This window comes from Aquiflexum sp. (assembly GCF_977115555.1).
Genome location: NZ_CDSBKL010000126.1, coordinates 1 through 10,367, shown reverse-complemented (window position 1 = coordinate 10,367; position 10,367 = coordinate 1). Strand labels below are relative to the sequence as shown.

Below are 10,367 nucleotides of genomic sequence, written 5' to 3'. Positions count from 1 at the left end.
GTGCTTTAATTTGAAAATGAATCTATTGTCCGACGGTTTTGAACCGTCTGACAATTAATAAAAAGAAAGCAGTCTGACGGTTTTTCATCGGACTGTTTTCAATTATATTTTTCCAATACAGAATGCTAAGAATGACAGCAAACCTTAGAAATTTGAGATTCTTCGCTACACTCAGAATGACGGCTCACCAACTCCACAACCCGATAACCTGACAACGCTAAGCAGACAACCATTACAATCAAAAACCAAATTGCCTTTAACCACTTTTTCACTTCCCCAAAACCACTCCGTAAATCTCCTCCAAGATCTTTTCCGCATCTTTATGAGTGGGACTGTCTGTAACGGTGCCTAGGTTGATACCAAAAAACATGTAAATCCCTTTTTCTGGAAAGAAATAAAGTTGGCTGCCTGAACCCAAACCTCCGCCGCTATGTCCTATGGCAGGTTCTCTCATGAAAGTTGTGTAATCCAGTCCCAAGCCGTATTGAGGATCGCCATTTTTGTCCAAAACCCATTCTTTCATCATTTCCAAACTTTCAGATGAAACCAATTTTCCCTCCATCAAACCTTTGAGAAATAGGATAGCCTCCTCTGCTGTAGTGATGATGCCATCGTCTCCAACCATAGAAGCTACATTGGTATTTTGTAAAACAGATGCATTCTCGACAATTCCATTGCTGTACCTGTCCCAATATCCATTGACCAATCTGTCACCATAGCTTTCACCCTGCTTTATTTTGTAAAAAGTGTTTTTAAATCCCAACCTTTCAAAAATATTCTCTTCCATATATTTCCCGTGGTTTCCTGTGATTTGGTCTGCAATCAAAGCCAATAGGACATAATTTGTATTCCTGTATGAATACCTGCTACCGGGTTCAAAATCCAATTCTTTTCCTTCGATGTAGCTGATGTATTCTTTTGGCTGAAAAATACGGGTTGGATTTTGGAGCAACCTTGTCACATAGGTGGGGTGGTAGTTGTATTCCGGAAGGCCTGAGGTATGATTGAGGAGCATTTTTACGGTGACTTCATCTGCACCGACCAACATCGATGTAATTTCCGAAGGCAGGTATTCAGTGATGTTAGAATTGATGTCTATTTTCCCCTCTTCCGCCAATTGCATGATGACTACCGCCATATAGGATTTTGCTATACTTTGGGTGTACACTAGGTGACAGGCTTGAATTGGGATTTGCCCTTCGATTTTTGCGTAGCCACTTGACAGCGTCCAGAGATTTCCTTTTTCGAAAATGGCCCCTACCACGCCTGGAACCCCGGCAAGTGTGAGTTTATCCAATACTTTCTGTAATGCTTCCGCTTTGATATTTTGGCTTTTTTCGGCGGATTCTTCACATTTGGAAACATTGAAATTCTGACCGTAAACCGAAAAGGTTGCCAAAAATAACCCTAAAGCAATAAGGATAACTGTATTTCTTTTCATGGCTTAATCTTGGATAATGTCTGGGTATACCGGATGGATTCTTGCTCCGGTCTGTACAAAAGTCATAGGAACTATAGGTATGCTTTTGTTATAATTTTTCAAAAACATCACTTGATACCCGACAAATGGGGATACAAAGGTTCCATTTTGGTAGTTGTGATAACCAATCGAAATGCCCACAGGAATCGCCAACATTCCTTTCCCTTGTTTTTGGACAGGTTTCCATGATCCGTCCTTTTGGATAAAAGACTCCGTTGGCCTGAAAGCGATGTGGTATCCTACTCCGGCTTTGATTTCTGTAAAGGAATTTGAAACCAAATATGGCCGCCAAGCTACCTGTGAAGAAAACAACAATCCGCTTCCCATGGCTTTGTTTCTAAACCAGGTGATGTCAAATTTCTGAACCCAGTCATGGTAAGAACTGTGGCTGACCTCGGTACCGATACCAATACCAACGTTTTTAAAATTGGATTTGAAGTCTTTGAACGGCATGGCAAATGCCTGAAACTGAATCGTGATGACAATCGGAAAATTCCGATAATCTTTGGCTTTGTCGCCTTGGGCAATTCCCTTAAACGGAAGCCAAAACAGGCATAGACTAGCCAGTAAAAATCGTGTATTCATGTCTGTTGAATTTTTTTCAAAACTATGGTGTATAGCGATTAAAGCCTTGAAATTTCCCGATTCAAATGCTGAAATGTAGGTTTTTTTGCCTCGAACTGTCATTCCTGCGGCAAAAACCAACGCTTAAATGCAGGTGCTTTGGTGCGGCTGACAGTGAGTTCTTCGGGTGATTTTATGGCAGTTTTGAGCTGTACTAATAATTTTCCATTTTCCAGCCTTTTAAATCCCGTCACGATTAGCCTGCTGACGATGTATTGTCTGTTGACCCTGAAAAAATCAAGCGGTGAAAGCTTCTGTTCTATTTTGTCCAAAGAAAGATCCAAAAGATAATTTTTTCCTGAATTGGAAATCAGTTGGACATAATCCTCTTCTACAAAAAACAAGGCGATATCCGAATACCTGACAAGCAAAAGTTGATTGCCGGTACGGACTGGGAATCCATCCAATTCGGGTTTTAAGCTTTGTTTTTCATTTTCTGAATCTTCCCATTGCCTATAGAAAAACATTCCGATATAAAAGCCATTGATGACAAAAAACCAGATGCTGATGATTACCAAGTCTTTGGTGTAAAAGTGAATTGGAGCAGGCTCGCCTTTGAAGAGGATACTCAGTAACTCAGTACTAAGTGCCAAAAAAACCAAACCCGCCACCATTGTAAGTACTACCTGAATGGAGATTCTTTTCAGGAAAAGGGGTTGGAAAGGGATTTTGGTATCAAGATAGAAGATAATCCACCTAACCAAAAGCCAGGCAGCATAACCTTGAAATGTATCAATAGAAAACCTAAATAACAGGAAACTGTCAAACTGAATATTGGAGTAGGTGAGGTAATAGTTGAATGCGCTGATAAAAGGAATGGCTATCAGAAAAACCCAAAGATCAGGATGGTAAAAATTGCGCCTTGAAAGTCGGGTGGGTTGGGTCATGGAAAAGTTGATTTTGAATTATGAGAATGGACATATAAATTCCCTTTCAAAAATATCCAAAATCCATGCGCCTATTTTACTTTCTTGCAGTTTTTCTTTATGCAACTCCTATTTCCTTTGCCCAAGAACAAACCCTGCAACAGGTTTTGGAAAAGGAAACAGCAGGCTTTCATGGTGACCTGGGACTATATGTACTCCATTTAAAAACCGGAGAGGAAGCTGCTATCAATGCGGATACCATTTTCCCGACGGCAAGTATTGTCAAAGTACCGATTTTGGTAGGCGTGATGGATAAGATTGAAAAAGGTGAACTCGAATACCATCAGAAATTGGTCTATCGGGATTCGATCAAATATGGCGGTTCAGGCCTGATGCAATTTTTTAAGGACAGTACAGAAACAGAATTGAGTGTGTTGATGTCGCTTATGATTTCTCACAGTGACAATACCACCTCACTTTGGTGTCAGGCTTTGGCAGGCGGAGGCGAGCGGATCAACCAAATCATGGAAAGCATCGGACTGGAACATACCCGTGTCAATTCCCGGACTCCGGGAAGGGAAGAGGACTGGAAAAAATACGGTTGGGGGCAGACCACCCCAAGAGAAATGGCTAATCTCCTTGTCCAAATCCGTCAGGGCAAAGTCATCAGTCCTGCTGCTTCGGAAAGGATGTATAGGTTGATGACAAAAATTTATTACGATGAATATGCGCTCTCGGCGATTCCTCCGCAAATTCAGACCGCTTCCAAGCAGGGGATGGTCAATGCCTCCCGTTCCGAATTGGTGATGGTCAATGCTCCGAAAGGAGATTATGTCTTTTATATCGCCACCAAAAACAATGAAGACCAAAGATGGGAGGATGACAACGAAGCGCAGTTGCTCCAAATAAGGATTTCGAAGGTTTTGTGGGAATGGTTTGAAAACTGATTTTTGATGGTAATTCTTTCACTTTTGACAGAATGCGAAAATTTTGTTTTTTTATCTTTACTAACCTCAGGAATGAAAACCATTTTTACAGTTTTCTTTCAAGGGATGTCATTGATTGAGGGAATTAAAAAGACATGTTTATTTTGTATTTGATTAAAGTAGGGAAAACCCTTAAATATTTCAGTAAATTGAAAATGTAAGAAATAGATTTACATCTAGATATCATTCACTAAAATTGGATAAAATGGAATTTAAATTCTCAGGTGCTTGGAAAAAAATGATGGATAGGTTGGTTTCCTGGATCAATGATTTAATAGTGAGTTTACCAAATATCATTATTGCATTTTTGGTTTTTGTGATAGTAATTTATTTGTCCAAATACCTTAGCCGGATTATTCTCAGGGTGCTTAAAAACAGCAGCCTTCAGGTTTCAATGAAGCACCTGATTTCAAAATTAGTATCTGTTTTGGTGGTACTTTTTGGCATGTTTCTGATTTTGGGGATTTTGGATCTAAATAAAACCTTGAATACCATTTTAGCAGGAGCAGGTGTTGCAGGTTTGGCAATTGGCTTGGCGCTTCAGGGGGCACTTTCCAATACCTATTCCGGAATTGTGTTGTCTTATATCGATCAAATAAAATTTGGAGATTGGATACAAAGCAATGACTACGAAGGAGAGGTGGTGGATATCAACCTTAGGACGGTGACCATTAAACAGCCGGATAATAATTTGGTATACCTTCCCAATAAATTGGTTTTGGAAAATCCTATCCGGAATTTTTCAACGACTCCAAGAACAAGGGTCATCGTTGATTGTGGTGTAGCTTATTCCTCTAATCTTGAACTTGTAAAAAAGTTAGTAAAGCAAACTATATCTCAAGCATTTAGTGAATTTAATTCTGAGGAGGAGGTGATCTTTTTCTACAAAGAATTTGGAGATAGTTCTATTGATTTTCAAACAAGGTTTTGGATTGATGGAAAATCTCCATTGCAGGTTGCCATGGCAAAATCAGTGGCTATTATTGCCATCAAAGCTGTTTTTGATCAAAATAACATCAACATTCCTTTCCCAATCCGTACACTGGATTTTCCGGAAACATATTTCAAGAAAAACAGGGAAATTTAAAAATGGCGCTGAGGTTAGTTTTTAAGGTTCAATTCTTTCCTCAAAAACTCATCTTCGACCTTATTTTTGGTCCAATAGTCCACGATTTTAAGACCTTTTCGTGTGGCTTTACTGATTTCTTTGGTGCCATCGGATTTGGTTTGGATTTCTTCCCAAGCCATGATTTGATAGGGGAATACCTTTTCGAAGTCAATTTTTAACATCCTGCTTCCCGATGCATAGGTCAATTCCATTTGGCTTCTGTTGTCGCTGATGTCAAGTACCCGGATAAATGCCTCCTCTGTTTTGAATTCCTGATGGGTAAACCTTTGATAAAAAAGGGAAGGCATCATCTGCACACTACCTGTTGGGATTTGCTTGGGATCGATGCGGATCAGATTCCAAAGGTCATCTTCTGCCATTCCGCTGAAAGTAAATGTGTCATCACCTTCTTTTTCGAAGTAGGAAAAAATCTTTCCGCTGTAGCTGTCACTGCTTTTGAGATTGAGCTGGGTGAAGGTATGGCCACACCATTCCTGTGAGGATGCAGTAAATTTCAATCCCTGACTTTGCTCTTTGGTCGGGGTGAAAGCCGACAACATCATGTGGTAGGGATAGATGCCTGTCACAAAATCTCTTGTCTGGTTCATTTTCAGCACCGAGATTTTATCTGAGGAGCTTGCTTCAGGATTGTCTAATTTGACCTGCTTTTTTCTAGAAAAGTCCTCTGTTACAAATATCAGCACGGCTTCTCCTCCCCTTGCTTCTCCATACCGGTATTGCGTCAGGTCAAAACTGCTGATTTCTGCTTTTCCTTGAAACCAATACTTTCCCCAACGATCAAAATCGATGTCCTGGCGCTGGGGCTTGGAACAGGAAACAACAAAAATCAAAGATAGAAGAAAGAGAATGGACTGATTTTTCATGGCATTTGAATTTGGTCACTGAATTCCTAAAAATAACCAATCATAATGATGTTTTGGCTATTTCAATTGTTTATCTCCCTCAAGAGAAAATTCAGGCTTCAGAGTTCAGGTTGCCTGCGTCCACTAGTTCGGTTGTCCTGAATTCATTCAGTCATGATCCATCGGCCGGGTTCAGTTCATCGCTTCCTAAATTGATTACATAGCTATCCTGGAAATTCACATCTTCTCCACTAAAGTTAAAGGATTACAGTACGAAAGAAATAAATGATATCGTTTTGAAAGGACATATGTATTTTTAATCAGGAATATTGTAATACGCCTTTACTGCTTTGTAATCTTTTACATTGACAGGGGCCATCCTGCCTGATGGAGTCCCACCTGGGATGATCACGTACCTGAAACTAGTATCTCCGCCTATTGGGCTTGGTGAGGTATTGTCCTCGTTGGAGATCGCAATTTGAATTTTGTTTAACTGAAGGTAGTGGATCAATCTTTGGTTTTTGGTTTGTGTAATGGGTTGTGAAACAGGAAGAGGCTGAACCATATCCGGGAAGAAGTCAAATTTGACATAAACCATAACGGTTCCTTGGTTGATAATTTGTGGGGTTATCCTGATTTCGTCGATGGTATATATTTTTCGGATTTGAGTTAGAAAAAGGGTGTTTCCACTCCATCCGGATTCATCAAAGGGAATCCAATCAGAATAGATCACATTGGCAGTGCCGGTTTCTCCTTGGGGTCCTTGATCTCCCTGCTCGCCTTGTTCCCCTTGCGGTCCTTGTTCCCCTTGATCCCCTTGTGGACCCTGAGGCCCTGTCGGGCCTTGCGGTCCAGTCGGGCCAACTGGTCCTTGAGGTCCTGTCGGACCCTGTTCACCCTGAGGTCCTTGTGGCCCTGCTTCCCCTTGAATCCCCTGAGGTCCTTGTGGTCCTGCTTCTCCTTGAACCCCCTGAGGCCCTTGGGGTCCTTGTGGTCCTGCTTCGCCTTGAATCCCCTGAGGCCCTTGGGGTCCTGTTACTCCAGGATCACCTTTTGGCCCCTGAGGCCCAGTTTCTCCTATTGGTCCACTCGGCCCTGTAGCACCGATTGGTCCCCGAGGCCCGGTTGGTCCTTGTGGTCCTTGTGGTCCTGCAGGTCCTTGTGGCCCCTGCGGTCCTGCAGGTCCTGTGATGCCTTGAAGTCCCTGTTCACCTTGAGGGCCAACTTCACCTTGGACACCTTGCTCACCTTGTGGCCCTTGTTCTCCCTGAGGTCCTTGTTCTCCCTGAGGCCCGGTTTCTCCAACAGGACCCTGTTCACCAGGATCTCCCTTATCCCCTTTTACACCCTGAATTCCCTGCGGTCCCATTATGGGCGGTTCATCTTTCATACAGCTAAAAACTGTTCCAATGATCCATAAATAAAAGAAAAACTTGAATACCGATCTCATGATTGTGTTATTTTGGTTGAGGTTAATTGGAAATGGATTAGAATTGACAAGCACAAACAATGTTTGGCATGGGGCACTTTAATTTTAAAAGACATTTTTCGCGAGGCTAATGCGATTTGTCCACCTTTTTATTTTATATGACCGGTTAACTTGAAAAGGTTATCCCACATTTGCTTTTGGGACTTATCACCTTAACCATTATATATTTTGTTGCAATAAAAATTTATAAACTTCAATTAATGTAAGATATCAAATAAAAAATTCAAATGGAAATGGATGGAAAAATGGGTTTTTTCAGAATTGTTTTGATTTTTTCAGAAAAAATGGTGGAAAAGCAAGGAAAAGTCATTCAAATTCCAAATTCCTTCCTTAGAAACTTTGGAAATTTTCAATTCAAAAAAACACAAAAAATAAAATGTTTGTATTTCAAATCAATGTCCTAAGAACAAATAATAAAGGACATTTGTCTGCAACCAAAATGATGAGAAATAAACAAATTACGTCACTCCGGACAATCGGTATTTTTGCTCCTTATTAATTAACTATTTGCAGGAGTTTAAAAATTAAAGCCTGCCTTGATGCTGAAAGTTAATTTCCTATTTCCACCAACCGACTCACCATAATCCCTGATTGGGATTTGTTTCCCATGAGGTAGTCACTCAGAGGCTTTTCGGAAATCTCTACCTTTTTGGAATTGGAACTCGCATGGAGTAAATGTATCCGACCATCTTTCTCGATCGCAAATCCAACATGGACAATATCCAAGTTTGTCATCGAAGTAGTGATCGCGATCAAATCTCCGGACTTGATTTTGCCTTCGTGAGCCCTTATTTCAGTCTTTGGCAAATAGTAATACTTCCGTGATTTTATTTCGGATTCTGTTTCTTTTAGCTGATTGATATATTCCGGATTGGACAGCTGTGGATAAAATTTCGGGTTGGAAGTCATAAAGGATGGGTTGTTTTCGTACACAGTTCCTCCTATTTCTTTGCTGATATCCCTCAAAATTCCTTTCTCCTGATTCTGATAAATCCAGTCTGAAAAATAATGCAACCTCGAAGGATAGCCGTGATTGATTCCTTCCCGGTACCTTAATTTTTCCAATTCCTGCCCATAGGCTTCAAAATTCAAGTTTCCTTCTTTGGCTATTCTAGCCAAAGTCACCACAGTTTCCAGGAATGTCGTGCAATCCAAGCCAATCAGGTTCACCACCAGTTTTTCATCTCCCGGCAAATCCAGAGTTTTCTCCACATAGGGTGTATTCAAAAACCAAGTGCCGATTTCGATGGTCAAGTCATTCATCGATTTACCTGAAACATCCATTTGTGACAGCTCGGCCAAGCTTGCCTCAAGTCGTTCTCGGCTTTCGGAGGAACAAACTGTTTGTCCTTGTGCCAAAAAAGAAATAAAAAGGAATAAGATGGAAAGCAGTCTCATGGGATAAGAAATTAGGAAATACTTTCAAAATGTACAGCTTTTTAATAAATGCAGTGCTGTTTTTGAAAAATGACTTTCAGAATAATGGATTTATTGGTGGTCAAGTCTCCCTTTTTTTTAACCTAGATGTCTTGCCCAAAAGTCAGCAAATTATGATCTGGATCAAGAAGGGAAAATTCCCTTTGCCCCCAAGGTTTGGTCTGCAAATGTCCATTTGGATGGATTGGGATTTTTTTGTCCAAAAGGGACTGATAAAATCCATCGATATCGTCAGTCCTGATGTAAACCTGTCCATAATTTTCTTTAGGATCGAGAGCCTTGAATTCAAAAAAGTGGATCTCAATCCTGTCTTTTTTGACCATCAGGTAGCCATCATAATCAGAATTTCCAGATTCCTGAAAACCTAATTTATTCATGTAATAATCCCGTGTGATAGTTTTGTCACGCATGGGAAGTTTGGGATGGATTTCTGTGAGCATGGCTGATGGAGAATAATTAGATGTGGAAGATATGAAATGAATCGATGGTACTATGCGATTAAAATTACTCAGTTTTGATAGCAAATCAAATCCACCTATCAACCTTCCCTTTTGGCTTCATCGATTTGATGAAGGAGGTCAAATGACTTCATTATTGGATCCCATTCTATTCCCCCTAGCAATAGCCTGAACCACTTTTTATCCCGGTTTTCGAACCTGATATTTCTGAAAAGCCAGATTCCCAAGTAGCACATTCCCAAAGCAACCCCTACATGAATCGAAATTTGAAGGAAGTTGAGATTTTGGAACATTTCCTTTGTCCAAAAAAAGACCGACCAGGCAGGCAGTTGCAAAAACAACAACCTTGTGATCCAAATAGTGCTCGATTTCAGTTTGGCGATCTTTTCCTGTGTGTGAAGGATGGGGTCATTAATGTCGACCAAATTGATCAACACGAGCTGGTATATATAAATCCCTATTGCCAACTTGGTAAGGAAAATATGGATACCAACGGAGATCAAAAACATTGGGCTTGCTGCCGGCCAAATATTGAAGACGATCATATCAAGCAGTCCAACCCAGATTATTCCAAGTAGGATGGCAAAGATTTTCATCGGCTGCATGCCGGAAAGAAGTGATTTTACCTTGATTTTGGTGATGTCCTGTGCATTCTGCCTGTTGAGCACAAGGTTTTCTGAGAGCTTTTTGTCGTATGATTCCCAGAGGGCGAGGAGTTGGTTTTCTTCCATGACTTTATTTGTTCAATGCGGCAAATTTTTGTTTTAAATTCTGTTTGATGCGGGAGACTTTGGTCGAGACATTTGCTACTGTGAGTCCGAGGATGTCTCCGATTTCCTGTTGGCTGTTTCCTTCGAGGTAGAGCAGCATCACTGCACGGTCGATTTCTTTAAGTTCTTTGATAAATTTTTGAAGCAATTCAAGGTCTTCATTCTTTTCTTCCGGGATATTTTTGTCTGACAGTGAAATGACTTCATCCGAAAATGGCTGACTGATCTTTCCCCTTCGGTTCTCTTTTCTGTAAAAAGAAATGGACACATTCAGCGCAATTCGGTA

The 10,367-nt window shown here is 40.7% G+C and carries 11 protein-coding genes; 2 read left to right on the top strand and 9 right to left on the bottom strand.

The genetic code is table 11. The features are described 5' to 3' along the window. Positions 1-268: 268 nt before the first annotated feature. From ACZFYI_RS09515 to ACZFYI_RS09505, 3 genes are all read right to left on the bottom strand, one after another. Complete coding sequence (locus ACZFYI_RS09515; RefSeq protein WP_462523892.1) at positions 269-1,441, bottom strand: serine hydrolase domain-containing protein; 1,173 nt, start codon at positions 1,439-1,441, stop codon at positions 269-271. Positions 1,442-1,444: 3 nt separating this feature from the next. Next, positions 1,445-2,065 carry a hypothetical protein gene (locus tag ACZFYI_RS09510; protein ID WP_462523891.1) on the bottom strand — a complete coding sequence of 207 codons (621 nt, stop codon included), beginning with the start codon at positions 2,063-2,065 and terminating at the stop codon, positions 1,445-1,447. Positions 2,066-2,163: 98 nt separating this feature from the next. Beyond that, the gene (locus ACZFYI_RS09505; protein WP_462523890.1) at positions 2,164-2,991 is read right to left on the bottom strand and encodes a LytR/AlgR family response regulator transcription factor; all 828 of its coding nucleotides are present in this window, start codon (positions 2,989-2,991) and stop codon (positions 2,164-2,166) included. A gap of 65 nt (positions 2,992-3,056) precedes the next feature. Here ACZFYI_RS09505 and ACZFYI_RS09500 point away from each other — a divergent pair, with 65 nt between their 5' ends. After that, a complete protein-coding gene (locus ACZFYI_RS09500; RefSeq protein ID WP_462523889.1) occupies positions 3,057-3,917 on the top strand; it encodes a serine hydrolase in 861 nt (286 codons plus the stop codon). A 244-nt stretch (positions 3,918-4,161) separates the two neighbouring features. Next, positions 4,162-5,043 carry a mechanosensitive ion channel family protein gene (locus ACZFYI_RS09495; protein WP_462523888.1) on the top strand — a complete coding sequence of 294 codons (882 nt, stop codon included), beginning with the start codon at positions 4,162-4,164 and terminating at the stop codon, positions 5,041-5,043. 14 nt (positions 5,044-5,057) lie between these two features. Here ACZFYI_RS09495 and ACZFYI_RS09490 read toward each other — a convergent pair whose 3' ends face one another. The 6 genes from ACZFYI_RS09490 to ACZFYI_RS09465 all read right to left on the bottom strand — a co-directional run. Beyond that, positions 5,058-5,948 (bottom strand): hypothetical protein, encoded by an 891-nt coding sequence (locus ACZFYI_RS09490; RefSeq protein WP_462523887.1) that lies wholly within the window; start codon positions 5,946-5,948, stop codon positions 5,058-5,060. Between the two features lie 295 nt (positions 5,949-6,243). After that, on the bottom strand, positions 6,244-7,377 hold the full coding sequence (locus ACZFYI_RS09485) for a collagen-like domain-containing protein (RefSeq protein WP_462523886.1): 1,134 nt from the start codon (positions 7,375-7,377) through the stop codon (positions 6,244-6,246). Between the two features lie 588 nt (positions 7,378-7,965). Beyond that, complete coding sequence (locus tag ACZFYI_RS09480) at positions 7,966-8,814, bottom strand: N-acetylmuramoyl-L-alanine amidase-like domain-containing protein (RefSeq protein WP_462523885.1); 849 nt, start codon at positions 8,812-8,814, stop codon at positions 7,966-7,968. Between the two features lie 122 nt (positions 8,815-8,936). Then, a complete protein-coding gene (locus tag ACZFYI_RS09475; RefSeq protein WP_462523884.1) occupies positions 8,937-9,293 on the bottom strand; it encodes a bleomycin resistance protein in 357 nt (118 codons plus the stop codon). Between the two features lie 98 nt (positions 9,294-9,391). Beyond that, positions 9,392-10,042, bottom strand: a complete 651-nt coding sequence (locus ACZFYI_RS09470) for a hypothetical protein (RefSeq protein WP_462523883.1) — start codon at positions 10,040-10,042, stop codon at positions 9,392-9,394. Positions 10,043-10,046: 4 nt separating this feature from the next. Further along, positions 10,047-10,367, bottom strand: a 321-nt coding sequence (locus ACZFYI_RS09465) for an RNA polymerase sigma factor (protein WP_462523882.1), incomplete at its 5' end; no start/stop codon positions are given.